Annotated in this window: 18 protein-coding genes; 5 read left to right on the top strand and 13 right to left on the bottom strand. The window is 58.7% G+C overall.

From position 1 onward, the window contains the following. Positions 1-70: 70 nt before the first annotated feature. Entirely contained in the window at positions 71-868 is a 798-nt protein-coding gene (locus ABRP31_RS20500; protein ID WP_349970325.1) for a class I SAM-dependent methyltransferase, read from the top strand. A gap of 202 nt (positions 869-1,070) precedes the next feature. On the opposite strand, the gene ABRP31_RS20495 is transcribed toward ABRP31_RS20500, so the two are convergent. Beyond that, the gene (locus tag ABRP31_RS20495) at positions 1,071-1,730 is read right to left on the bottom strand and encodes a TetR/AcrR family transcriptional regulator (protein ID WP_349970324.1); all 660 of its coding nucleotides are present in this window, start codon (positions 1,728-1,730) and stop codon (positions 1,071-1,073) included. Positions 1,731-1,820: 90 nt separating this feature from the next. Here ABRP31_RS20495 and ABRP31_RS20490 point away from each other — a divergent pair, with 90 nt between their 5' ends. Together ABRP31_RS20490 and ABRP31_RS20485 are read left to right on the top strand one after the other, a co-directional pair. Further along, positions 1,821-2,921, top strand: a complete 1,101-nt coding sequence (locus tag ABRP31_RS20490) for an efflux RND transporter periplasmic adaptor subunit (protein WP_349970322.1) — start codon at positions 1,821-1,823, stop codon at positions 2,919-2,921. Positions 2,922-2,927: 6 nt separating this feature from the next. Beyond that, positions 2,928-5,996, top strand: a complete 3,069-nt coding sequence (locus ABRP31_RS20485) for an efflux RND transporter permease subunit (protein WP_349970320.1) — start codon at positions 2,928-2,930, stop codon at positions 5,994-5,996. A gap of 180 nt (positions 5,997-6,176) precedes the next feature. Here ABRP31_RS20485 and ABRP31_RS20480 read toward each other — a convergent pair whose 3' ends face one another. The 5 genes from ABRP31_RS20480 to dapE form a co-directional block, all read right to left on the bottom strand. Next, the gene (locus tag ABRP31_RS20480; RefSeq protein ID WP_349970319.1) at positions 6,177-6,866 is read right to left on the bottom strand and encodes a DUF4197 domain-containing protein; all 690 of its coding nucleotides are present in this window, start codon (positions 6,864-6,866) and stop codon (positions 6,177-6,179) included. Between the two features lie 115 nt (positions 6,867-6,981). Next, a complete protein-coding gene (plsB, locus tag ABRP31_RS20475; RefSeq protein ID WP_349970318.1) occupies positions 6,982-9,483 on the bottom strand; it encodes a glycerol-3-phosphate 1-O-acyltransferase PlsB in 2,502 nt (833 codons plus the stop codon). 257 nt (positions 9,484-9,740) lie between these two features. Continuing rightward, the gene (locus ABRP31_RS20470; protein ID WP_349970316.1) at positions 9,741-10,118 is read right to left on the bottom strand and encodes a hypothetical protein; all 378 of its coding nucleotides are present in this window, start codon (positions 10,116-10,118) and stop codon (positions 9,741-9,743) included. A gap of 77 nt (positions 10,119-10,195) precedes the next feature. After that, entirely contained in the window at positions 10,196-11,005 is an 810-nt protein-coding gene (locus ABRP31_RS20465) for a putative RNA methyltransferase (RefSeq protein ID WP_349970314.1), read from the bottom strand. Continuing rightward, positions 11,005-12,156 (bottom strand): succinyl-diaminopimelate desuccinylase, encoded by a 1,152-nt coding sequence (dapE, locus tag ABRP31_RS20460; RefSeq protein WP_349970313.1) that lies wholly within the window; start codon positions 12,154-12,156, stop codon positions 11,005-11,007. The genes ABRP31_RS20465 and dapE overlap by 1 nt, the downstream gene beginning before the upstream one ends. A 345-nt stretch (positions 12,157-12,501) precedes the next feature. Here dapE and tcdA point away from each other — a divergent pair, with 345 nt between their 5' ends. Continuing rightward, positions 12,502-13,347, top strand: a complete 846-nt coding sequence (gene tcdA / locus ABRP31_RS20455; RefSeq protein ID WP_349970312.1) for a tRNA cyclic N6-threonylcarbamoyladenosine(37) synthase TcdA — start codon at positions 12,502-12,504, stop codon at positions 13,345-13,347. Here the strand turns inward: tcdA and ABRP31_RS20450 are convergent. From ABRP31_RS20450 to ABRP31_RS20435, 4 genes are read right to left on the bottom strand one after another with little or no spacing between them, the layout of a single operon-like run. Further along, the gene (locus tag ABRP31_RS20450; protein ID WP_349970311.1) at positions 13,323-13,736 is read right to left on the bottom strand and encodes a SufE family protein; all 414 of its coding nucleotides are present in this window, start codon (positions 13,734-13,736) and stop codon (positions 13,323-13,325) included. The two genes, tcdA and ABRP31_RS20450, sit on opposite strands and share 25 nt — an antisense overlap. Further along, on the bottom strand, positions 13,733-14,938 hold the full coding sequence (locus tag ABRP31_RS20445; RefSeq protein WP_349970309.1) for a cysteine desulfurase: 1,206 nt from the start codon (positions 14,936-14,938) through the stop codon (positions 13,733-13,735). Before ABRP31_RS20445 ends, ABRP31_RS20450 begins: the two co-directional genes overlap by 4 nt. Positions 14,939-14,995: 57 nt before the next feature. Next, complete coding sequence (gene dapD / locus ABRP31_RS20440; protein ID WP_087274050.1) at positions 14,996-16,030, bottom strand: 2,3,4,5-tetrahydropyridine-2,6-dicarboxylate N-succinyltransferase; 1,035 nt, start codon at positions 16,028-16,030, stop codon at positions 14,996-14,998. A 36-nt stretch (positions 16,031-16,066) separates the two neighbouring features. Further along, complete coding sequence (locus ABRP31_RS20435) at positions 16,067-16,408, bottom strand: ArsC family reductase (protein WP_087274114.1); 342 nt, start codon at positions 16,406-16,408, stop codon at positions 16,067-16,069. A 282-nt stretch (positions 16,409-16,690) separates the two neighbouring features. Here ABRP31_RS20435 and ABRP31_RS20430 point away from each other — a divergent pair, with 282 nt between their 5' ends. Beyond that, a complete protein-coding gene (locus tag ABRP31_RS20430) occupies positions 16,691-18,337 on the top strand; it encodes a Na+/H+ antiporter (RefSeq protein WP_349970308.1) in 1,647 nt (548 codons plus the stop codon). Between the two features lie 88 nt (positions 18,338-18,425). On the opposite strand, the gene dapC is transcribed toward ABRP31_RS20430, so the two are convergent. The 3 genes from dapC to map form a co-directional block, all read right to left on the bottom strand. Continuing rightward, positions 18,426-19,619, bottom strand: a complete 1,194-nt coding sequence (gene dapC, locus ABRP31_RS20425; protein WP_349970307.1) for a succinyldiaminopimelate transaminase — start codon at positions 19,617-19,619, stop codon at positions 18,426-18,428. A gap of 76 nt (positions 19,620-19,695) precedes the next feature. Beyond that, on the bottom strand, positions 19,696-22,392 hold the full coding sequence (locus ABRP31_RS20420) for a [protein-PII] uridylyltransferase (RefSeq protein WP_349970306.1): 2,697 nt from the start codon (positions 22,390-22,392) through the stop codon (positions 19,696-19,698). Between the two features lie 41 nt (positions 22,393-22,433). Continuing rightward, positions 22,434-23,216, bottom strand: a complete 783-nt coding sequence (gene map, locus ABRP31_RS20415) for a type I methionyl aminopeptidase (RefSeq protein ID WP_087274044.1) — start codon at positions 23,214-23,216, stop codon at positions 22,434-22,436. Between the last annotated feature and the right edge of the window lie 120 nt (positions 23,217-23,336).

Raw genomic sequence — 23,336 nt, 5'->3', positions numbered from 1 at the left:
GCAGAATGCCTGATACTTCTTTATCGGCAGATTTTGCCGATCATTAACACTTTTTGAGCGTGTGGACACAATGAGTGAGCAGCAAGCGGGCAGTCGCATCCGGGTCGAAGCCCTTGGTAGCCCCCCCGGTACCCAGAGTCAGGAGCAGGTCGTGCAATGGGCGCAGCGTCTGAATCTGCCATTGGAGGACGCCGATGCCGATTTCGCCTTGCAGGTGACGGATGACGGTCTGCAATTGCAGCAACTGAGTGATGACGCGCCAGGCCCGGTGCGGGTGGATTTCGTCGAGGGAGCGGTGGCCCATCGACGCTTGTTTGGTGGCGGCAGTGGGCAGATGATTGCTAAAGCGGTGGGCATCCAGCCCGGCGTGCGGCCGTCAGTGCTGGATGCGACGGCGGGGCTGGGCAAGGACGCGTTCGTGCTGGCCAGTCTTGGCTGCCAGATGAGCCTGATCGAGCGCCAGCCGATCATTGCTGCGCTGCTCGAGGATGGTCTGAACCGTGGTCGACAGGATCGAGAGGTGGGTTCGATCATCAGCCAGATGCGCTTGCTGACCGGCAACTCCATCGAGTTGATTCGAGGCTGGGAAGGCGAGCCGCCACAGGTGATCTATCTGGACCCGATGTTCCCGCATCGGGAAAAAACGGCATTGGTGAAGAAAGAAATGCGCCTGTTCCGGCCATTGGTCGGCGACGACATGGATGCGCCTGCGCTGCTGGAAGCGGCACTGGCATTGGCCACCCATCGCGTGGTGGTCAAACGCCCGCGCAAAGCGCCCTGTATCGAAGGCCCGAAGCCGAGTTACGCGCTGGATGGCAAATCCAGCCGGTATGACATCTATCCGAAGAAGGCGTTGAAGTCGGTGTGATTTCAGCTTTCCCGACGCGCTACCTATCTGCTGTTGCGCTGTTGCGCTGTTGCGGATTCGCGGATTCTTTGTGGGAGCAGAGCTTGCTCGCGATGAACGAATACGGGGTTTATCTGAGCCATTGCAACGCCTGCATCGCGAGCAAGCTCTGCTCCCACGGTTTAGCATCCGCCTCGGATTCACCTTGATCCAGAGAACCTGATCAAACCGAATGCGCCCGCATGAACAACCCCACCACGTCCTGCACATGCGCTTCGGCTGTGGCTTCATCCGGCCGTTCGCCGCAACCTACCAGCAGGCGGAAATTGCACACGCCTTTAATCAGGCTGAGAAAGTGCTCGGCAGCGGTTCTGGGGGATTCAAACTTCAGTTGCCCGCTCTGCTCCAGACGTTTCAGCAGACGCTCGGTCTCCTGAAGAATCCGCTGCGGCCCCGCCGCGAAAAATATCTGCGACAGCTTCGGATCCTGAGTGCCCAGCGTCACCATTAAACGATGCAGCTCAATGGATTCCGGGCTGTTGATCAACACATGAAACCCCCGCGCAACGCTCAACAACAAGGTCTTTGCCGGTAAGTCGCGGTTCAATTCAACGAACAATTCCGGCAACTGTTCTTCGCAACGCGCCACCACTGCCGCAGTGAACAGCGTCTCCTTGTCGTTGAAGTGGCTGTACACAGTGAGCTTCGAAACCCCGGCTTCCGCGGCGACGGCATCCATGCTGGTGCTGACGTAGCCATTGCGCACGAATAACTCTTTTGCGGCATCGAGAATGGCCTGGCGCTTGGCTTGATCTTTCGGTCGGCCGGGCCCGGGGTTGGTTTGAGAGCTGCTTTGAGAGCTGCTTTGAGAATCGTCAGGCATGTTCGTTTAATAATGTACTGGTGAGTTTGGTAATTTTTAATATACTCGCCAGTACAATTATTCCAAGCTTCTTTTGCGAAGGGCTTCACCATGTCGCGCAAACTTCTGTGCCTCGTCCTGCCTCTAGGGCTGATGTCGTTGCTGTCTGGCTGTGGTCAGGAGGCAACTGCACCGACCACGATTCGTCCCGCAATGGTGATTCAGCCATCGCCATCTGCGCAGTCCATGGACAGCTATCCCGGTGAAGTCCGCGCGCGTTTTGAGCCTGATCTGGCGTTCCGGATCGGCGGCAAGGTCAGCAAGCGTCTCGTGGAAGAGGGGCAACGGGTCAAGGCTAATCAGCCATTGGCCGAACTGGATGCCCAGGACGTGCGCCTGCAACTGGATGCCACACGCGCGCAAGTCGCCGCCGCTGAGGCCAATTTGCAGCTGGTGCGCTCCGAGCGTGACCGTTACAAGACGCTGATGGATCGGCAGATGGTCAGCCGTTCCCAATACGACAACGCCGAAAACCTCTATCGCTCCGGTGAAGCCCGCCTCAAACAGATCAAGGCCGAGCTGACCGTTGCCGACAATCAGACCAGCTACGCCGTGCTGCGCGCGCCTCAGGATGGCGTGGTGGCCAAGCGTCTTGTGGAAGTCGGTCAGGTCGTAGCTGCCGGGCAAACGGTCTTTACCCTCGCAGCTGATGGTGAGCGGGAAGTGCTGATCAGCCTGCCGGAACAGAACTTCGCCCGCTTCAAGACGGGTCAGCCCGTCACCGTCGAGTTATGGACCCAGCGCGAACAACGCTTCCCCGGTCGCATTCGAGAGCTGTCCCCTGCGGCTGACCCGCGCTCGCGTACCTTCGCCGCGCGTGTTGCGTTCGCCAGCGGCAAGGTGCCTGCCGAGTTGGGCCAGAGTGCGCGGGTGTTCATTGAGACTGAGCACGCCGTGCCACTGGCGGTGCCGCTCTCGGCGGTCACGTCGGAAAACGGCAGCCATTACGTCTGGCGAGTCGCGGCCGACAGCACCCTCAAGCGCGTCAACGTCAGGCTCGGACCTTATGGTCAGGAGTCGGTGCCGGTGCTTGAAGGGCTGGCCGCCAGTGACTGGATCGTTGCCGCGGGTGTGCATGTGTTGCATGAAGGTGAGCAGGTGCGCCCTGTAGATCGTGAAAACCGTGCGGTCAAACTGGCTGCGAAGGAGTAAGCACGGATGCGATTCAATCTCTCCGAATGGGCGCTGCGCAATCGGCAAATCGTCCTGTACCTGATGATCGTTCTGGCGGTTGTTGGCGCGTTGTCCTACACCAAGCTAGGCCAAAGCGAAGACCCGCCGTTCACCTTCAAAGCCATGGTGATCCGTACGCTGTGGCCCGGCGCCAGCGCAGAGGAAGTGGCGCGGCAAGTCACCGATCGCATCGAAAAGAAACTCATGGAAACCGGCGAGTACGACCGTATCGTGTCGTTCTCGCGGCCGGGCGAATCCCAGGTCACGTTCATCGCTCGTGACTCGATCTTTTCCTCGTATCTGCCGGAGCTGTTCTACCAGATCCGCAAAAAGGTCGGCGACATCCGTCAAAACCTGCCGCCGGGTGTGCAGGGGCCTTTTTTCAACGACGAGTTCGGCACCACGTTCGGCAATATCTACGCACTGTCCGGCAAGGGCTTTGATTATGCCGTGCTCAAGGATTACGCCGACCGCATCCAGCTTCAACTGCAACGCATCAACGACGTGGGCAAGGTCGAACTGATCGGCTTGCAGGACGAGAAGATCTGGATCGAGCTATCCAACGTCAAGCTCGCCACCCTGGGGCTGCCGTTACAAGCCGTGCAGCAGGCCCTTGAAGCGCAGAACGCAATCTCGGCCACCAGCTTCTTTGAAACCCCGAGCGAGCGTATTCAATTGCGCGTCAGCGGTCGTTTCCAGACGGTCGATGAGATCCGCGAATTCCCCATCCGCGTCGGTGATCGCACGCTGCGTATCCGCGATCTGGCTGAGGTGCATCGCGGCTTCAATGATCCGCCTGCGCCGCGCATGCGATTCATGGGTGAAGAAGCGATTGGACTCGCGGTAGCGATGAAACCGGGCGGCGATATCCTGGTGCTGGGCAAGGCGCTTGAGAGCGAGTTTGCCCGCCTGCAGAAAAACCTGCCGGCCGGAATGGAGCTGCGTAAAGTCTCCGATCAACCTGCTGCGGTGAAAACCGGGGTCGGTGAATTCGTCCAGGTATTGGCTGAAGCGCTGGCGATTGTGTTGCTGGTGAGCTTCTTCTCGCTGGGCATGCGCACCGGCATGGTGGTCGCATTAGCGATCCCTCTGGTACTGGCCATGACCTTTGCCTGCATGTACTACCTGGGCATTGGCCTGCACAAGATTTCCCTCGGCGCGTTGGTATTGGCGCTGGGCTTGCTGGTGGACGACGCGATCATCGCCGTGGAAATGATGGCGATCAAAATGGAGCAGGGCTACGACCGGCTGCGTGCCGCCAGCTTCGCCTGGACCAGCACCGCGTTCCCGATGCTCACCGGCACGCTGATCACCGCCGCAGGCTTTTTGCCGATTGCTACGGCGCAGTCGAGCACCGGTGAATACACTCGATCGATCTTTCAGGTGGTGACCATCGCGCTGCTGGCGTCATGGGTCGCTGCCGTGGTGTTCGTGCCGTATCTGGGCGAGCGGTTATTACCCGATCTGGCAAAGATTCACGCTAAAAAACACGGCTCAGGGCCTGATGCAGTTGATCCCCACGGTACGCCGTTCTACCAGCGGGTGAGGGCAATGGTGGGCTGGTGCGTGCGCTGGCGCAAAACAGTGATCTTCGCCACGGTGGCGCTGTTCGTGCTGTCGGTCGTGATGTTCAAGTTTGTCCCGCAGCAGTTCTTCCCGGCGTCTGGTCGGTTGGAACTGATGGTGGATCTGAAGCTGACTGAAGGCGCTTCCCTGAACAGCACGGCCGAGCAAGTCAAACGTCTGGAACAGATGCTCAAGGATCATCCGGGGATCGACAATTACGTGTCCTATGTCGGGACCGGTTCACCTCGTTTCTATCTGCCCCTTGATCAACAATTGCCCGCAACCAGCTTTGCCCAGTTTGTGGTGTTGGCGAAAAGTATCGAAGAGCGCGAAACCTTGCGGACCTGGCTGATCAGCAGCCTCAATGAACAATTCCCGACCTTGCGCTCACGGGTTACGCGGCTTGAAAACGGCCCACCCGTAGGTTATCCGGTGCAGTTCCGGGTCAGTGGCGAGCACATCGACGAGGTTCGTGCATTGGCTCGCAAGGTCGCGGCCAAGGTGCGGGAAAATCCTCACGTTGCCAACGTCCATCTGGACTGGGAAGAGCCGAGCAAAGTGGTGTTCCTCAATCTGGATCAGGACCGTGCTCGAGCCTTGGGCGTCACGACCGCTGAACTGTCGAGATTCCTCCAGCGTTCGCTGACCGGCTCCAGCGTCAGCCAATACCGCGAGGACGATGAACTGATCGAAATCCTCCTGCGTGGCACGCCTGATGAGCGTCAGCAGCTTGGGGCACTGGCCAGCCTGGCGGTACCGACTGAAAACGGTACCAGCGTGGCGCTGTCACAGGTGGCGACCCTTGAATACGGTTTCGAAGAGGGCGTGATCTGGCACCGTAATCGACTGCCCAACGTGACGATCCGTGCCGATATTTACGGCAAGGAACAGCCTGCGACGCTGGTTCAGCAAATCCTCCCGACACTGGCCGATGTGCGTAACGAGTTGCCAGACGGTTATCTGCTGGAAGTTGGTGGCACTGTGGAAGACGCCACTCGCGGGCAGAATTCGGTAAAGGCGGGCGTGCCGCTGTTCATCGTGGTGGTGCTGACCTTACTGATGCTGCAACTGCGCAGCTTCTCCCGGATGTTGATGGTGTTCCTGACCGCACCGTTGGGGTTGATCGGCGTGACCCTGTTTCTGCTGGTGTTCAATCAGCCATTCGGGTTCGTTGCCATGTTGGGCACGATTGCCTTGTCGGGGATGATCATGCGTAACTCGGTGATTCTGGTGGACCAGATTGAGCAGGATATTGCCGGAGGGCTTGATCAGTGGTCGGCGATTATCGAAGCGACCGTGCGCCGCTTCCGGCCTATCGTGTTAACCGCACTGGCGGCGGTGCTGGCGATGATTCCGCTGTCACGCAGCGTCTTCTTCGGCCCGATGGCGGTGGCGATAATGGGCGGGCTGATTGTGGCAACGGCGCTGACCCTGCTGTTCCTGCCAGCGCTGTATGCGGCGTGGTTCAGGGTGAAGAAGGTGGATTAAAGCTGATTGCATGCCATGCGCATACCTGTGGGAGCTGAGCTTGGTCTGGGCGGCATTCCGACGATAAACGATAACGCGGTATGACTTCCGGCTGCGTCTCATGTATCGTCGGAATGCCGCCCAGACCAAGCCCAGCTCCCACAAGGGATGGCATTTCAAATCAAGTATTTGTCTGGCTTCCTACAACGCCCCAAACACCTTCTTCGCCAGACTCGTCGCCGCCGCAGCCGGGTTGGCGCGGATGCTTTCTTCCTGTTTGGCGATCATCTCGAACAAACCATTCAACGCCTGTTCGGTCACGTAACTTTCGATGTTCGAGCTCTTGGCATCAAGCACACCCAACGTTGCCGCCTGACCGGCGAAGGCGTTGTACTTCTGTGCCAGGCCAACCTTGTCGGTGGCTTGTTTGACGATAGGCAGGAACTTGGCGCGAATCTGCTCGCGGCTGCTGCTGTTCAGGTATTGAGTCGCGGAATCCTTGCCGCCGCTGAGAATGCCCTTTGCGTCAGCCACGCTCATTTTCTTCACGGCATCCACCAGCAACGCCTGGGCTTGCGGAACGGCGGCTTCGGCGGCCTGGTTCATGCTGGTTTCCAGTTGATCAACCTGAGCGCCCATACCGAACTGCTTCATCTTTTTTGCGACTTTGCCGAGATTGCCTGGCAGCTCAATGCGCACTTCGTCGTTGTTGCTGAAACCACCAGGTTTACCCAACTGCTTGACGGCGATCTGCGCGCCTTGGGTCAGGGCGTCTTTCAGGCCGCCGGTGGCATCGGATTGCGAGAGATCACCCAACGAAAGGGCGAACACACTGCTCGACAGCATCAAGCCAGCGCACAGGCTGGCAAACGTAAAGGGGAGACGAAGCATGAGGGCATCCTTTTCTTTGACTTGATTCGGAGACCGCGCCGAGCTGAACCTCGACGCGGTATTGCACAGAGCCTATCAGGAAGTCAGTGTGGCTGACTGAGCTGAATTCACTAGGTTAGCGGCTTTCTTCAGCCGGCTCCGGGTCGCTGGTTTCTTCACTGCCATGCAAAGCCACCTGACGGATCGACAGGCGGATTTCGGCAGGCAGAACGCGCTTGGCGGCACCTTCCGCCAATTCGCCCAACAGCGGGTGATGGCTGAGCTTGCCGGTAGCGTCTTTGCGCAGTACGCCCAGGTCCAGCAGCGTCTGGATGAAGTGACGGAACAGGCTCTTGTCGAAAAACTCCGGCGCGTTCAGGCCGTGCAGAATCGATAGCCGCTGGGCCATCACCGTACACAGATCTTCCAGTTCTTCGGCACTGAGGGTCTTCTGCCCACTGTTGAGCAGCAAGGCGATGGCCATGTAGAAGCGCTGCAGGGTCTGAGCAATGGCCCGCGACAACAGAGTCAGCAGAACGAACTCACGAGAGCTTGGCGCCGGGCGCATGTACACATTGTTTTCAAAGCGCAGCAGGCCTTGTTCGACGAACGCTTGCAGCCATTGATCAACCACGTCGTCCAGCTCATTCACCGGCCAGCGTATGAACAACTCCGACTGCAGATACGGATACAGCGCACGGGTGTAGCGCAGGATCTGCTCGCGGCTCATGCGCGACGAACTCTGGAAGAAACTGGCCAGCAGCGAGGGCAGGGCAAAGATGTGCAGCACGTTGTTGCGGTAATAGGTCATCAATACCGCGTTCTGTTCGTCCAGGTACAGGATTTTGCCCAAGGCATCCTTCTGTTCCGACAGCAGGTTCATGTCTTTCACATGTTCAATCAATGCTCGGCCGTCGCCTTCCGGCAAGGTGGTGTGCGGCGAGTAAGGCACGCGGCGTAACAGGGTCAGGTACAGATCCAGCACCCGCTCCATGGCTTGATCGTCCAGCGCCAGTTTCTGTGTTGAGAGCAGGGCCAGCGCCACCAGATTCACCGGATTGATCGCAGCGGCTTCATTCAGGTGTTGAGCGACTCGCTCGCCCAGGCGATGGGTGGTTTCGTTCAGCCAGGCCGGTTTGAACTGCGGGCCCAGCTCTTGCTCACGCCAGTCCGGTTGTTCGTTGTCGAGGAATTCAGCCAGCTTTATCGGCTCGCCGAAGTTGACCGAGACCTGACCGAAGCGCTGCTTGAGCGCGCCGATGACCTTGAAGATATCGAAGATCGATTCTTTCTTTTTCGTCGCCCCGCGCAGCTCGCCCAGGTAAGTGCGACCTTCCAGTACACGCTCGTAACCGATGTACACCGGCACAAATACAATCGGCATTCGTGAATTACGCAGGAAGCTGCGCAGGGTAATCGCCAGCATGCCGGTTTTGGGTTGCAGCATGCGCCCGGTGCGTGAGCGTCCGCCTTCGACGAAATACTCCACCGGGAAACCCTTGGTAAACAGGGTGTGCAAATATTCGTTGAACACCGAGGTGTACAGCGGATTGCCCTTGAACGTGCGGCGCATGAAAAATGCCCCGCCACGACGCAATAGACCGCCAATCACCGGCATGTTCAGGTTGATGCCCGCCGCGATATGCGGCGGGGTCAGGCCGTTGCGGAACAGCAAATAGGACAGCAACAGATAATCAATGTGGCTGCGATGGCAGGGGACGTAAATGACCTCGTGACCCTGAGCAACGTCTTTCACACCTTCGATATGGCTGACTTTTATGCCGTCGTAAATCTTGTTCCAGAACCAGCTCAGAATCACTTCCAGGAAGCGGATTGCTGAATAGGTGTAGTCCGAAGCGATCTCATTGGCATAGCGCAGCGCCTGGTCCCGAGCTTTGGCTTCGGGGATTTTTTCCCTTTCAGCTTCCTCGAGAATGGCCTGTTTGACCAAGGGGTCGTCGAGCAGACCATTAACCAGATTGCGTCGGTGCGATACGTCGGGGCCGATGACGGCGGTCTTCAGGTTGCGGAAGTGCGTACGCAGCAGGCGCTGGGCCATACGCAGGGTCAGCTCATAGCCCTTGTTTTCATTGACCAGATCACGCATGTGGATCGGTGCAGAGAACTGTACCCGCGTCTTGCGGCCCAGAATCAGGATGCTGACGAAACGCCGCAGACGACCGGTGACGGCCCAGCTGTCAGCAAACAACAGCTTCCAGGCGCTGGACTCACGATCCGGTGACTGCCCCCAGAACACGCTGACCGGGATGATTTGCGCATCCTCTGTCGCGTTCTGACTGACTGCGCTGACCAGTCGCTCAAGCGTCGGCGGCGCGCCGCGTTTGTCCTGTCGGCCCAACCAGTCTGGCGAAGGCGTGAGGTAGAAGTAGGCAGCCGGTTCAACCAGCTCTCCCACGGATACCGGCAGGATAGGGCGCGGCAGTCCGGCCTTGCGGCATTCAGTGTCGATCACCGCCAGATCGCTCATGGACGGCGACTGCAACGCGTAAAACACCGGGCGGCTGCGATCCAGGTTGAGCGTGAACGACGACTGATTGATGGTCTCGGAACGAACCCAGAGATACAACAAACGGCGCAAGGTACCGAATACAAGGCGGCGGAACGGAGAACGGGTCATACGGCATCTGCGAAAAGGGGGCGGGGCCCGCGAGAAGGCTAGTGTGCCGTATCCGCGATGTATCGGCAAAAGAGCTATTGATCCCTGTGGGAGCCGGGCTTGCCCGCGATGGGGCTGGACGCAATGGGCCTGATAGTTGCAGTGGCCTTATCGCGGGCAAGCCTCGCTCCCACAGACTTTGCGCCACTCCAGATATTTGCGCGATGCCGCCCGTAAGCTTGCGGGCGAACATAGAATAGCCCACAGGAAAGAATGCTTTACGCCGTCTTCCAGGTAATCTCTTCTTCGCCATCAGCACTGATACGAATCCAGCGATCAGCCGTTTCGTCGCTTTCTTCTTCAACCCAGGTGCCGGGGGCGCAGCGGACTTCAACGTTAAGGGCAACGAATGCAGCGCGGGCGCAGGCGATGTCGTCTTCCCATGGCGTGCTGTCGCTGTCCAGATGCAGGCTGTTCCACTTGCCCACTGCTTTTGGCAGCCAAGTCACCGGTACGTTGCCCGCCTTACATTTCCAGGTCTGGCCCTTCTGAACCCAGTCGGTGCATGGGCCCAGTGCAACGTTGAGCCACTCGGCGATAGCCTTGTGATCAGCGTCGGTGTCTTTCAGGTAAATCTCGATATCGGGTTGGCGCATGGATGCCTCGTTATTAATTGAAAAAATCCATTCGCGGATTCAGTCGGATGCCCGCTAACAGGCATCTTCGTTGGTTGTTATTGCAATACGAAATAATCGTAGCGCATGGAAACGGTGACCTCGAAAGGTTCGGCCTGCTCAATGACATCGGCACGACGTTCTGCGCTGGCTCGCCAGCCGTGAGGCGTCATGGCCAGCAGGTTGGCGCGGGCCTGACCGTCAACGAGGCTCAGCTTGAAACGCAGGGTTTCACTGTGAGCCAGTGACATGCCTTCCGGCACCAGAGCCAGATGTTTGTCATCGGCATAGTCGCGTACTTCGTCATAGAGCCGCTCGCGCAGTTCCATCAAATGCTCGCTGGTCGGGCCGACCCGCATCAAACCGCCACCCGGCGTCAGCAGGCGCTTGGCCTCGTTCCAGTCCAGCGGGCTGAATACACTGGCCAGAAACTGGCAGCTGGCGTCCGGCAATGGCACGCGGGCCATGCTGGCGATCAACCAGGTCAGCTTCGGATTACGACGGCAGGCGCGTTTCACCGCTTCGCGGGAGATGTCCAGTGCATAGCCATCAGCATCCGGCAGGGCTTCGGCGATTTGCGCGGTGTAATAACCCTCGCCACAACCGATGTCCAGCCAGCGCGCCGGAGCACGCTCCGCGGCCAGCTCCGCCAGACGCTTGGCCACGGGGGCGTAGTGACCGGCGTTGAGGAAATCCCGGCGCGCCTCGACCATGGCCTGATTGTCACCAGGGTCGCGGCTGTTCTTGTGTTGTACCGGCAACAGGTTCAGATAACCCTGACGGGCGCGGTCGAAGCGGTGGTTGGCCGGGCAGGCCACGCCGTTGTCCACCGCAGTCAGCGGTGCAGAGCAGATAGGGCAAGTCAGCATCAGGCGAGCAACTTGACCAGAGTCTGGTAGTAAATCTCGGTCAGCACGTCGAGGTCGCTGGCCAGAATGCGCTCGTTGACCTGGTGAATCGTCGCGTTGACCGGACCCAGCTCTACAACCTGTGTACCCAAGGTGGCGATGAAACGCCCGTCAGAGGTGCCGCCGCTGGTGGAAGCTTTGGTCTCGCGGCCAGTGACGGCCTTGATGCTCGCCGAGACCGCATCGAGCAAATCGCCCGGCTCGGTGAGGAACGGCAGACCGGACAACGACCAGTCCACATGCCAGTCCAGGCCATGCTTGTCGAGGATGGTCGATACCCGCTGTTGCAAGCCCTCGACGGTGGACTCGGTAGAGAAGCGGAAGTTGAACACCGCCACCAGATCACCGGGGATCACATTGGTCGCGCCAGTCCCGGAGTTCAGGTTGGAAATCTGGAAGCTGGTCGGAGGGAAGAAATCATTGCCTTCGTCCCAATGCTCGGCGGCCAGTTCTGCCAGCGCCGGAGCGGCCAGATGAATCGGGTTGCGCGCCAGATGTGGATAGGCCACGTGACCCTGTTTGCCGCGTACCGTCAGCGTCGCGCCAAGGGAGCCGCGACGGCCATTCTTGACCACATCGCCCACCAGCGTGGTGCTCGAAGGCTCGCCAACGATGCACCAGTCCAGACGTTCGTTGCGCTCGCGCAAGCGCTCGACCACGGCTTTGGTGCCATGGTGTGCCGGACCTTCTTCGTCGCTGGTGATCAGGAAAGTGACTTTGCCTTTGTGATTCGGGTGATCGCCGACGAAACGCTCGGCAGCCACCAGCATCGCGGCCAGACTGCCTTTCATGTCGGCTGCGCCACGCCCGCACAGCATGCCGTTTGCATCGATCAGCGCATCGAACGGATCGTTTTGCCAGGCTTGCACCGGGCCGGTCGGCACCACATCGGTGTGACCGGCAAAGCACAGCACCGGACCTTCGTTGTTGCCATGGCTGGCCCAGAAATTATCCACGTCCTCGATACGCATCGGCTCCAGCTTGAAGCCAGCGTCGCCCAGGCGCTGCATCATCACAGCCTGACAATCGGCATCAATAGGCGTAACCGAGGGACGACGGATCAGGTCGCAGGCAAGTTGAAGCGTAGGCGAAAGGTCGGCTGGGGCCGTCATGTACAAAACTCCGGTTGAAAGCGCTGATATTGACAAGAGCTGCCGATGGCTGCGAATTGCGGTGTTTCAGGCTTATTGCCTTCGCAGCCTGCGGCAGCTCCTACAGATCGTTCAAGAGCGCGAAAAAGGCGCCTATCTTAAAGCAAAACGGACAGGGGGAGCCGCCGTTTGTGGATAAGGGCGCTTATTTCCTCCAGTGAAAAGGGGTGTAATCGGGCCGGCATCGTTATCGTCCCTCAAACCGCATCAGCCCCTTCAGTACACTTTCTGACCAATCACCCACCTTCAGGATGCCCTAACTCAGCCAAAGCCCTATAATGCGCGCCGGTTTTTGGGGTATTGGTCATGAGTTCAGAAGATCCGCGTTTTGCAGGTATCGCCCGTTTGTACGGCATCGAAGGTCTGGAGCGGCTGCGGGCTGCCCACGTTGCTGTGGTCGGTATCGGCGGTGTCGGTTCCTGGGCGGCTGAAGCCATGGTGCGTTCTGGGGTGGGCGAGATTTCCCTGTTCGATCTGGACGACGTCTGCGTCAGCAACAGCAACCGTCAGTTGCATGCGCTGGACAATACCGTTGGGCGCCCAAAAGTTGAGGTGATGGCTGAGCGTCTGCGGGCGATTAATCCTGATTGCGTTGTGCACGCCGTGGCTGATTTCGTGACCCGCGACACGATGGCCGAGTACATCACGCCGGATCTGGATTGCGTGCTGGATTGCATTGATGCCGTTAACGCCAAGGCTGCGCTGATTGCCTGGTGCAAGCGTCGCAAGATCCAGATCATCACCACTGGCGGTGCTGGCGGGCAGATTGATCCGACGTTGATTCAGGTCTGCGACTTGAACCGTACCTTCAACGATCCACTGGCTTCAAAAGTGCGCTCAACCCTGCGCCGCGATTACGGTTTTTCGCGCACCATGAACCGCCATTACAGCGTGCCGTGCGTGTTCTCTACAGAGCAACTGCGTTATCCGAAGCCGGACGGCAGCATCTGCCTGCAGAAGAGTTTTGTCGGAGATGGAGTCAAGCTGGACTGCGCCGGTGGTTTTGGCGCTGTAATGATGGTGACAGCGACCTTCGGTATGGTCGCGGCCACCAAAGCCGTGGACAAGATTGTTGCGGGTGTACGTCGCCCATCAGAGCGCGCCAAGCCGGTTTCGGTACCGCCGCTTCAGCCTGCTGCTTCCGTCAGCTGACGCATCCTTTGCAGCACGGCATTCAGGCCGTTGCTGCGTGAGGGGGATAGCTGACGGCTCAAGCCGAGCTGGTTGAACCAGTCGGTCAGGTCTACTTGCTGGAGTTCCTGCGCCGACAGGCCATTGACCCGAGCCAGCAACAGCGCCACCAGACCACGAATCATCCGTGCATCACTGGCAGCGCGAAATTGCCAGTGGCCATCTGTCATTTCACCCAGCAGCCAGACCTTGCTTTCACAGCCGTGAACGAGGTGCTCTTCGGACTTCTCTTCGTCAGCCAGAGCCGGTAACCGCTCGCCCCACTGCATGAGCAATCGCGCGCGCTGTTCCCAGCCTTGAGGTTGAGCGAAAGTGTCCAGTGCGGTTTGTGCGTCGACGGGCAAAGTCATTGCAATAATTCCAACGCTTGATCCAGTGCGTTGAAAAAGTGCTGCAAGTCACTGGAGTCGTTGTACAGCGCCAGGGACACCCGAATCGCACCCGACAGGCCAAGGCTTTTCAGCAACGGCATGGCGCAGTGATGACCTGCACGCACGGCGATGCCCTGTTCAGTGAGCAGATGCGCGAGGTCTGCGTTGTGTACGCCGTCCACGACAAAGCTGACCAGCGCCAGTTGCGGCTCGCCCAGTACCCGAACTCCGTCCCGCTGACGCAACCCCTCAAGCAGCATGGCGTGCAGACCTGCTTCATGCTCCAGCACTGCCCGGTGATCGAGGCTCTGCAAGTAATCCAGCGTCGCGCCAAGGCCGATCACACCGGCAATCGGTGGCGTCCCGGCCTCGAAGCCGAGCGGTGCCGGGCGGAATTTCGCATGGTCGTAATCAGTGGTCAGGACCATCTCGCCGCCGAACTGCCAGTGTTGCAGGCGCGGCAGCACGTCATTGCGGCCATACAGAATGCCGACGCCTTCGGGGCCGTACAGTTTGTGGCTGGAAAATACGTAGAAGTCGCAACCCAGTGCCTGCACGTCATGTCGACCGTGGACCACACCTTGAGCGCCATCGACAACCGTCAGTGCGCCTTGGGCCTTGGCCAGTGCGAGTAATTCCGGCAGGGGCTGCCAGGCACCCAGCACGTTCGACAATTGGCTGACGGCCAGCAGTCGGGTACGGTCGCTGATCAGTTGCGCAGCGGCGTTCAGGTCGATCAGCCCCTGTTCATTGAGCGGCAGAACGACCAGCTTGAGGTTGCGACGTTGAGCCAATTGCTGCCAGGGCAACAGGTTGGCGTGATGTTCCAGCGCGCTGATGGCGACTTCATCACCCGCCACGAACTCATGCTCAAGGCCATAGGCCAGCAGGTTCAAGGCAGAAGTGGCACCGTGGGTGAAAATGATCTGACCTGTCTCACTGGCATTGAGCCAATGAGCGACCTTGCTGCGGCTGTCCTCGAACGTCTGAGTCGCATGCGCACCCGGCAGATGCTGGGCACGATGCACATTCGCTGCGCCGTTGGCGTAGTAGTGGTTCAGGGCGTCGAGCAGGGCTTGAGGTTTCTGGGTGGTCGCGGCGTTGTCCAGATAAGTCTGGCCTTGCCGTTGCAGGGCGTCGATGGCTGGAAAGTCAGCGCGCCATTGAGAAGAAAGGGGCATGTACTTTGACTCGGTGAGTCAGGCCCGACGCGGAGGTCGGACCTGATGCAGCATCGATCAGTTGTGAGCGTGCAGCGCTTCGTTCAGCTCGATGGCCGACTTGTGGGTTTTGCATTCCACAGCGCCGGTTTCCGAGTTGCGACGGAACAGCAGGTCAGGCTGACCGGCCAGATCACGGGCTTTGACGATTTTGACCAGTTTGTTCTGGTCGTCGAGCAGCGCAACCTTGGTGCCAGCGGTCACGTACAGACCCGACTCCACGGTGTTGCGGTCGCCCAACGGGATGCCGATACCGGCGTTGGCACCGATCAGGCAGCCTTCGCCGACCTTGATGACGATGTTGCCGCCACCGGACAGGGTGCCCATGGTGGAGCAACCGCCGCCCAGATCAGAACCCTTGCCGACGAATACGCCTGCAGAAACACGACCTTCGATCATGCCCGGGCCTTCGGTGCCAGCGTTGAAGTTGACGAAACCTTCGTGCATGACGGTGGTGCCTTCGCCGATGTAAGCGCCCAGACGGATACGCGCGCTGTCAGCGATACGCACGCCGGTCGGTACGACGTAGTCGGTCATTTTCGGGAATTTGTCGACGGAGAATACTTCCAGCAGCTCACCTTTGAGGCGTGCTTCCAGTTGGCGCGGGGCCAATTCGGTCAGGTCAATGGCGCCCTGGCTGGTCCACGCGACGTTTGGCAGCAACGGGAAGATCCCGGCCAGGCTCAGGCCATGCGGCTTGACCAGACGGTGGGAGAGCAGATGCAGCTTGAGGTACGCCTCAGGGGTGGACGTCAGCGCAGCATCTTCGGCGAGCAGGGTCGCGACCAGAGGCTTGTGGCTTTCGGCCAGACGGGTCAGCAAGGCAGCCTGACCAGCGTCAACGGACTTGAGGGCTTCGGCCAGCTTCGACGCCTGATCGGTGTTGAAGGTAATGGCCTGGTTGCCACCGGTGTAACCCAGTACAGGCGCAACAGCCGCGATCAGTTCGGCGGACGGGTTGATCAGCGGCTGGGCGTAGAAAACTTCCAGCCATGCGCCTTGACGGTTTTGAGTGCCGACACCGAAGGCCAGGCTGAACAGGGAAGTGGACATGCAAATACCTCTTACTAATTTAAAGGGCTATCTCAGTCAGGCGATAGCCGCTGCATACAGGTCTGGTTTGAAGCCAATCAGGGTTCTGTCGCCAAGATCGAGCACCGGGCGCTTGATCATCGACGGTTGAGCGAGCATCAGTTCGATCGCTTTATCCTGATCGAGGTCGGCTTTCTGCGCCTCGTCCAGTTTGCGAAAGGTAGTGCCGGCACGATTCAGCACTGTTTGCCAGCCGTGCTCGTTGCACCACTGGGTCAGATGTTCGCGATCGATGCCTTGGGTTTTATAGTCGTGAAAGTCGTAGCTCACCGGCTTTTCATCGAGCCAGGTGCGAGCCTTTTTCATTGTGTCGCACGCTTTGATCCCATACAGGTGCAACTTGTTGATTTCATCAGCCACGAGCTTGCCCCCTTTGAGACGGTTGAAAAACGGTGACGGATTATGCCATGGACAGGCGGGCTGGGCGTGCACTGCTGACGTCTTTATATGTGTCAGCGCGATTTTTTGCCGTAGTCATACCCATGGGTGACGGCGGGTCCATAGCTTAAACCGCTAATATGGCACTTCGGTGTCGCGTAGCAAGCACTGAACCTGTGAGTGCTCATGCGCTCCTAAAAAGTCTCGTGAATACAGTTCGCCACGGTTTAAGGAAATCTTGCAATGCAAACCGCTTACACGGTGCTTATTCTGCTGACGCTGGTCGGCGTCTCGCGGTTATTGGCCCGTGTCATCCCGTTGCCGTTGCCTCTGGTTCAGATCGCTGCGGGAGCCTTGTTGGCGTGGCCGACGCTGGGGTTGCATGTGGCGCTGGACCCGGAATTGTTTCTCTTCCTGTTCCTGCCGCCGCTGCTGTTCTCCGACGGTTGGCGCATGCCCAAGCGCGACTTGTGGCGTTATCGCGGGCCAATCCTGACCCTGGCCGTGGGGCTGGTGGTATTCACTGTTGTCGGCGCGGGCTACTTCATCCATTGGCTGTTGCCCAGTATCCCGTTGCCAGTGGCCTTCGCTCTGGCCGCCGTGCTGTCGCCCACTGACGCCGTCGCCGTCTCGGCCATTGCCCAGGATCGTCTGCCGGCACCCATCATGCGGATGCTGCAAGGCGAGGCGCTGATGAACGATGCGTCCGGCCTGGTGACGTTCAAGTTTGCACTGGCGGCGGCGATCACCGGAGTGTTCTCGCTGGCTGATGCGAGCCTGACGTTTGTGCTGGTGGCCTGTGGCGGGCTCGCTGTTGGCGTTGCCTTGAGCTGGCTGGTCGGCCGTTTTCGTAGCTGGATGATCACGCGTGGCTGGGACGATCCTGCGACTCATGTGGTGTTCATGTTACTGCTGCCATTTGCGGCCTATGTGCTGGCTGAGCAATTGGGGGCTTCTGGCATTCTCTCGGCAGTGGCGGCAGGGATGATGCAAAGCTGGGTCGATTTGCTGCCACGCCAGACCAGTACCCGCTTGCTCAATCGCAGTGTCTGGACCTTACTGGAGTTCGCTTTCAACGGTCTGATCTTCCTGCTGTTGGGGCTGCAACTGCCGGATATTATCGGTGCCGTCACTCACGATGAAATCACCGTCTGGCCTGCCTTGCTGTATCGCTGTCTGGACGTGTTGGCGATCTTTCTGGTGTTGGTTGTGCTGCGCTATATCTGGGTGCAAAGCGTCTGGCGTTTGCTGATTCGGATTCGACGCTGGCGAGGGCGCAGCGAAGGCACGCTTGAGTTATCGACCCGCGCCTCGCTGCTTCTGACCGTAGGCGGCGTTCGCGGTGCGGTAACGCTTGCCGGTACCTTGTCGGTGCCGATGCTGATCAGTGCCGGTGTCGCCTTCCCTGAGCGTGATCTGCTGATTTTCATTGCTGCCGGAGTGATTTTGCTATCCCTGGTGGCAGCCTGTATCTGCTTGCCTCTGCTGTTGCGTGGCCTGGTCAGCGAGCCTGACCTGCGCATGAAACGTGAAGTGGGTGAGGCATGGAAACGCATTGCTCAGGCGGCAATTCACGCGCTTGAAAATGAAGAGGTCAGTAGTGGGGCCAGTGCTCAGGATGCGGCGCAGGCCGCGTTGGCGACTGAAGTGAAAGCGCGAGTCATGTCTGAGTATCGTCACCGTCTGGACGTCTTCAACGACACGTCCGAGGCTCAGGCCCTAGCGTTCCAGATGGACCTGATCGAGCGGCGCATGCGTGTCAGCGCCTTGCGTGCCCAGCGGCTGGAGCTGTATCGCCTGCACCGTCAACATCAGATCGGCGACGATGTGCTGCGCCAGATCCTTGCGCAGCTGGACTTGAACGAGGCAAATCTGGGTGTGGTGAAATAGACGAAAAGCAAATCTGGACGGCAGCAGGAAGTATTCTTCTTCGTTGATCAGCACCCCACGGCACATTGCATGCCGTGGGGTATACGCATTACTTTTTGATGAAGTCGCGAATCCGCTCTGCGGCTTCAATGCATTCAGCCAACGGCGCAACCAGTGCCAGGCGCACGCGTCCAGCACCCGGGTTAAAACCGTCCACTTCGCGGGATAGATAAGAGCCCGGCACCACGGTCACATGTTGATCAACGAACAGGTCTCGACAGAATTCTGCGTCGTCGCCGCCGACGCTTGGCCACAGGTAGAAGCCGCCATCGGGACGCTGTACGTCCATCACCGGCGCAAGAATCTCCAGAACTGCATCGAATTTCTCGCGGTAAAGGTCACGGTTGGCGCGCACGTGTTCTTCATCATTCCACGCAGCAATGCTGGCCAGTTGAGTTTGTACTGGCATTGCACAGCCGTGGTAGGTGCGATAAAGCAGGAAAGCTTTGAGGATATCTGCATCGCCCGCCACGAAGCCGGAGCGCAGCCCCGGCAGGTTCGAGCGCTTGGACAGGCTATGGAAGACCACACAACGTTTGAAATCCTGACGACCCAGTTCAACACAAGCGCTGAGCAGGCCGGCAGGTGGTGTTTGTTCGTCGAAGTACAGTTCGCTGTAGCACTCGTCAGCGGCGATCACGAAGTCGTGTTCGTCAGCCAGTGCAATCAGCTTTTTCAGGGTTTCGACCGGGATCAGTGCGCCGGTCGGGTTGCCCGGAGAGCACAGGAACAGAATCTGGCAGCGCTTCCAGATATCGGCAGACACCGCGTCAAAGTCCGGGTTGAAACCGTTTTCAGCCAGGCACGGCAAGTAGTGCGGTTTGGCACCGGCCAGAAACGCTGCGCCTTCATAGATTTGATAAAACGGATTCGGGCTGACCACAAGAGCGTCATCGCCACGGTTGACTACGGTCTGGGTGAAGGCGAACAACGCTTCGCGGGTGCCATTGACCGGTAGCACGTTACGCGCAGGGTCCAGCCAACCGGCCGGTACACCAAAACGACGCTCACACCAGCCGCTGATGGCTTCGCGCAGGGCCGGGATGCCCAGCGTCGTTGGATAGACGGCCATTTGGTCCAGGTTGTCAGTCATCGCTTTAGCGACGAAGTCCGGCGAGCGATGCTTGGGTTCGCCAATGGACAGCGCAACCGGGCGCTTGTCGGGATTCGGCGTCACGCTGCCGAGCAACGCACGAAGCTTCTCGAAAGGGTAGGGCTGAAGCAATTGCATCGCGTTATTCATGGGGCTGGCTTCCAGAAGCAGGGCGCTCGAGTCGGTGAGCGCCGTAAGTCGATTCAGTGAACAGCGTCGGGTTCGATCAGATGCTGATGCGCAATTCGCCGGGTTCGTGATTAACGTTCAGTTGCTCGACGATGGCGTCCTGCAACTGGCTGCACAGCTGCGGATCGGACAACGGCTGGTTGTTGGCGTCGGTGATGAAGAATACGTCTTCCACTCGCTCGCCCAGCGTGGCGATCTTGGCGTTTTGCAGTGACAGGTCGAACTCCAGAAAGATCTTGCCGATCCGTGCCAGCAGGCCTGGGCGATCCGGCGCTGACAGCTCCAGGATAGTCACCGGGCGCTGAGCGTCGTTGTGGATCGTGACCTGCGGCGGGAAGGCAAAATGCTTGAGTTGGCGCGGTACACGACGCTTGATGATTGTCGGGTAGTCGTCCGGATTTCTCAAAGCGTCGGTCAGACCGTCGCGAATTTCCTTGATGCGCACTGGATTATCGCCAATCGAGCCGCCATCGTTGTCGAGCACGATGTAGGTGTCGAGGGTGAACCTGCTGCTTGAGGTGATGACTCGCGCGTCATGAATGTTCAGGTTCAACTGGTCCATTGCCGCTACGGTTACGGCGAAGAAGTCATGTTGATCAGGGGCGTAGATAAATATCTGCGTGCCGCCTTCAAATTCACGCTGGGTGGTTTCCTTGATCAAAACCAGCGGGCCGCCATCAGTCGGTTGCTGCAGGATCGCATCGCTATGCCAGGCAACGTCCCCGGCGGTATGACGCAGGAAGTAGTCGTCGCCCAGTTGGGACCAGAGTTGTTCCACGTCGTCCGGGTCAGTGCCGTTGCGAACGAGTATGTCCAGCGCGGCAATTTGCGTACGTCGTATCTGTTCTTCACGGTCTACCGGGTTTTCCAGACCGCGCTTCAGGGCGCGCTTGGTTTCGGTATAAAGCTGACGCAACAGGCTGGCGCGCCACGAATTCCAGAGTGTCGGGTTCGTTGCGTTGATATCGGCCACTGTCAGCACGTAGAGGTAATCGAGGTGGACTTCGTCGCCGACGAACTGGGCAAAGTCGTGGATTACCTGCGGATCGGACAAGTCCTTGCGCTGAGCCGTCGTGGACATCACCAAGTGATGGCTGACCAGCCAGACGATCAGGCGCGTATCCCAGGCCGGCAATTGATGACGGATACCAAAGGCTTCGGCATCGACCGCGCCGAGCTCCGAGTGGTCGCCGCCACGGCCCTTGCCGATGTCGTGGTAAAGGCCCGCCAGATAAATCAGCTCTGGCTTTGGAAGTCTGCCCATGACCTTGCTGGCCAGCGGGAATTTCTCAGAAACCTGAGTGTACTGAAGCTTGCGCAGGTGCTTGATCAGATTCAGCGTATGCGCATCGACCGTATAGATGTGGAACAGGTCATGCTGCATCTGCCCGACAATATGGCCAAACTCCGGCAAATAGAGGCCGAGAATGCCGTAACGGTTCATGCGGCGCAGATTTCGATGAATGCCTAGCTCACACTTGAACAGCTCGATGAACAGGCTGGTGTTGCGAATGTCGTTACGGAAATCATCATTGATCAGATGCCGATGTTCGCGCAGCAGTCGAATGGTGTCGGCGCGCACGCCCTTGATTTCCGGGTGCTGCGCCATCAATACGAAAATCTCGATCATGGCGAACGGCGTGCGTTTGAAGACGTTGGCGTTGGTCGCCTCGATATAACCGTCATGCACCTGGAAGCGCGAATTCAGCGGCTGAGTGATTGCGCCTTCGTCGTCGGTCAGGATGACCTCCTCGAAATGCTGGATGATCAGGTCGCTGAGTTGGGCAATGCTCATGACTACACGGTAGTACTTCTGCATGAAGCGCTCGATGGCCAGCTTGGCGTCGCTGTCCTGATAGCCCAGCAGGTTGGCGATGCTGCTCTGGTGGTCGAACAGCAAGCGATCTTCAGAGCGGCCAGCCAGCATGTGCAAGGCGTAACGCACTTTCCAGAGAAAATCCTGGGAGGAGGCCAGCAGGTTGTTTTCGCTTTCCAGCAAAAAGCCTTCGCCCGCCAGCGCATGCAGATTCAGCGTGCCGTACTGGCGCCGGGCGACCCAGAGAATGGTCTGGATGTCGCGCAGGCCACCGGGTGAGCCTTTGACGTTAGGCTCAAGGTTGTATTCGGTGTCGTTGTATTTGTGGTGCCGGGTTTTCTGCTCAGCCCGCTTAGCCAGAAAAAACTCTTTGCTGGGCCACATCTGTTTCGGGCTGGTGACTTCCAGCATGCGCTGACGCAGGCGCTCAGGGCCTGCGATAGTTCGGCTTTCCATCAGGTTGGTAATCACGGTCAGGTCGGCGCGGCCTTCCTCGGCGCATTCATCAACTGAACGCACGCTTTGACCCACTTCCAGACCGATATCCCAGAGAAGGGTCAGAAAGCGTTCGATTGGCTCGCGGAAAACCTCGTGATCGGCACTGTCCAGCAGGATCAGCAGATCGATATCAGAATAAGGATGCAGTTCGCCACGGCCGTAGCCGCCGACGGCCAGCAGGGCGATGTCGGCGTCTTCGCTCCAGTCGAAATGGTCCCATGCCTGTTGCAGGATGTTGTCCACGAACCAGGCGCGGTCTTCAATCAGGCGACGAATATCGCGTCCTGACTTGAAGCGCGCATCAAGCACCTCCCGCGCGTTGCGGATGGCTTTCTTGAACGCGGCAATTGGACTCGCTTTCAATGCCAGTTCGGCCTGGAACTGACCACGGTCGAACAAATCGGGATCCACCTGCGGCATGGAACTGCTTTCCTTTTATCTAGATCGAGCGAGCGTTTTAATCAGGCTGACGTGCGAGCGATGGTGTCGTCGCTGCGCAGGGTGAAAATCTCATAACCGTCAGCAGTGACCAGAATGGTATGTTCCCACTGCGCAGACAACTTGCGGTCTTTGGTGATCGCAGTCCAGCCATCGCCCAGCAGGCGGGTTTCGGCGCGGCCCTGGTTGATCATCGGCTCGATGGTGAAGGTCATGCCTTCTACCAGTGCCATGCCTTCGCCGGCCTTACCGTAATGCACTACTTGCGGTTCCTCGTGGAACACCTTGCCGATGCCGTGTCCGCAATATTCACGAACCACCGAGAAGCCGTTCTTTTCTGCGTGTTTCTGAATCACTTCGCCAATATCACCCAGCGTTGCGCCGGGCCGGACAATTTCGATGCCTTTATATAGGCACTCCTGAGTGATTTTCGACAGACGCTCAGCCCACTCAGGCACTTTGCCCACGTGAAACATCTTGCTCGTGTCGCCGTGGTAGCCGTCCTTGATGACGGTGACGTCGATGTTCAGCACGTCGCCGTTCTTCAACGGCTTCTCATTAGGGATGCCATGGCATACAACGTGGTTGATCGAGGTGCAGATGGACTTTGGGAAGCCCTTGTAATTCAGCGGCGCCGGAATCGCTTTTTGCTCGTTGACGATGTAGTCGTGGCAGATGCGGTCCAGCTCTTCGGTGGTGACGCCAGGCTTGACGTAAGCACCGATCATTTCCAGGACATCGGCAGCCAGGCGACCGGCAATGCGCATTTTTTCGATGTCTTCAGGGGTTTTGATGGTGACTGTCATACGAACTCTCTCGGCGCACAGGGGGCGCGGCTAATACGGAAAACGGCGATTCTAGCAGACCGTTGCAGGTGGGTGATTGTCGCTTCCTTATATAGGGTGCTGGGGCTTTTAGTTTTGTGT

Source organism: Pseudomonas caspiana (genome assembly GCF_040224095.2).
GTDB lineage: Bacteria > Pseudomonadota > Gammaproteobacteria > Pseudomonadales > Pseudomonadaceae > Aquipseudomonas > Aquipseudomonas caspiana.
The sequence above is the reverse complement of the archived record's forward strand: the minus strand, read 5'-3'. Positions and strand labels throughout refer to the sequence as shown.

Coding starts and splice junctions, on each gene's coding strand:
- ABRP31_RS20500 (WP_349970325.1), top strand. CDS start 71: ATGAGTGAGCAGCAAGCGGGCAGTCGCATCCGGGTCGAAGCCCTTGGT.
- ABRP31_RS20495 (WP_349970324.1), bottom strand. CDS start 1,730: ATGCCTGACGATTCTCAAAGCAGCTCTCAAAGCAGCTCTCAAACCAAC.
- ABRP31_RS20490 (WP_349970322.1), top strand. CDS start 1,821: ATGTCGCGCAAACTTCTGTGCCTCGTCCTGCCTCTAGGGCTGATGTCG.
- ABRP31_RS20485 (WP_349970320.1), top strand. CDS start 2,928: ATGCGATTCAATCTCTCCGAATGGGCGCTGCGCAATCGGCAAATCGTC.
- ABRP31_RS20480 (WP_349970319.1), bottom strand. CDS start 6,866: ATGCTTCGTCTCCCCTTTACGTTTGCCAGCCTGTGCGCTGGCTTGATG.
- plsB (WP_349970318.1), bottom strand. CDS start 9,483: ATGACCCGTTCTCCGTTCCGCCGCCTTGTATTCGGTACCTTGCGCCGT.
- ABRP31_RS20470 (WP_349970316.1), bottom strand. CDS start 10,118: ATGCGCCAACCCGATATCGAGATTTACCTGAAAGACACCGACGCTGAT.
- ABRP31_RS20465 (WP_349970314.1), bottom strand. CDS start 11,005: ATGCTGACTTGCCCTATCTGCTCTGCACCGCTGACTGCGGTGGACAAC.
- dapE (WP_349970313.1), bottom strand. CDS start 12,156: ATGACGGCCCCAGCCGACCTTTCGCCTACGCTTCAACTTGCCTGCGAC.
- tcdA (WP_349970312.1), top strand. CDS start 12,502: ATGAGTTCAGAAGATCCGCGTTTTGCAGGTATCGCCCGTTTGTACGGC.
- ABRP31_RS20450 (WP_349970311.1), bottom strand. CDS start 13,736: ATGACTTTGCCCGTCGACGCACAAACCGCACTGGACACTTTCGCTCAA.
- ABRP31_RS20445 (WP_349970309.1), bottom strand. CDS start 14,938: ATGCCCCTTTCTTCTCAATGGCGCGCTGACTTTCCAGCCATCGACGCC.
- dapD (WP_087274050.1), bottom strand. CDS start 16,030: ATGTCCACTTCCCTGTTCAGCCTGGCCTTCGGTGTCGGCACTCAAAAC.
- ABRP31_RS20430 (WP_349970308.1), top strand. CDS start 16,691: ATGCAAACCGCTTACACGGTGCTTATTCTGCTGACGCTGGTCGGCGTC.
- dapC (WP_349970307.1), bottom strand. CDS start 19,619: ATGAATAACGCGATGCAATTGCTTCAGCCCTACCCTTTCGAGAAGCTT.
- ABRP31_RS20420 (WP_349970306.1), bottom strand. CDS start 22,392: ATGCCGCAGGTGGATCCCGATTTGTTCGACCGTGGTCAGTTCCAGGCC.
- map (WP_087274044.1), bottom strand. CDS start 23,216: ATGACAGTCACCATCAAAACCCCTGAAGACATCGAAAAAATGCGCATT.